The 385-nt window shown below is 66.2% G+C and carries 1 protein-coding gene; it reads left to right on the top strand.

All coding sequences use genetic code 11. The annotated features are described in order from the left end of the window. Positions 1-385, top strand: a 385-nt coding sequence (locus tag RM779_RS33475; RefSeq protein WP_311621561.1) for an ABC transporter permease, incomplete at both ends; no start/stop codon positions are given.

Below are 385 nucleotides of genomic sequence, written 5' to 3'. Positions count from 1 at the left end.
CGCTCGCGGTATCGATCCCGCTGACGGTGCTCATCATCTTCACGCTCAACATCCTGTTGGCTGAGTTCGGCGCGGCTGACGTCTCGGGCGCCGGTGCGGCGCTGGGTGCGGTCACGCAGCTCGGTCCTCTGGTGACGGTGCTCGTGGTTGCCGGCGCCGGTTCGACCGCGATTTGCGCGGACCTGGGTGCCCGCACCGTGCGTGAGGAGATCGACGCGCTCGAGGTGCTGGGCATCGATCCGATCGAGCGCCTCGTCGTTCCCCGCGTGGTCGCCTCCACCTTTGTGGCCTTCATGCTCAACGGCGCGGTCATCACCATCGGTCTGGTCGGCGGCTTCTTCTTCGGCGTGTATGTCCAGAACGTCTCCGCCGGTGCCTATGTATC

Origin of the sequence: Streptomyces johnsoniae (assembly GCF_031845565.1) — a bacterium.
GTDB classification, from domain to species: domain Bacteria; phylum Actinomycetota; class Actinomycetes; order Streptomycetales; family Streptomycetaceae; genus Streptomyces; species Streptomyces johnsoniae.
The sequence above is the reverse complement of the archived record's forward strand: the minus strand, read 5'-3'. Positions and strand labels throughout refer to the sequence as shown.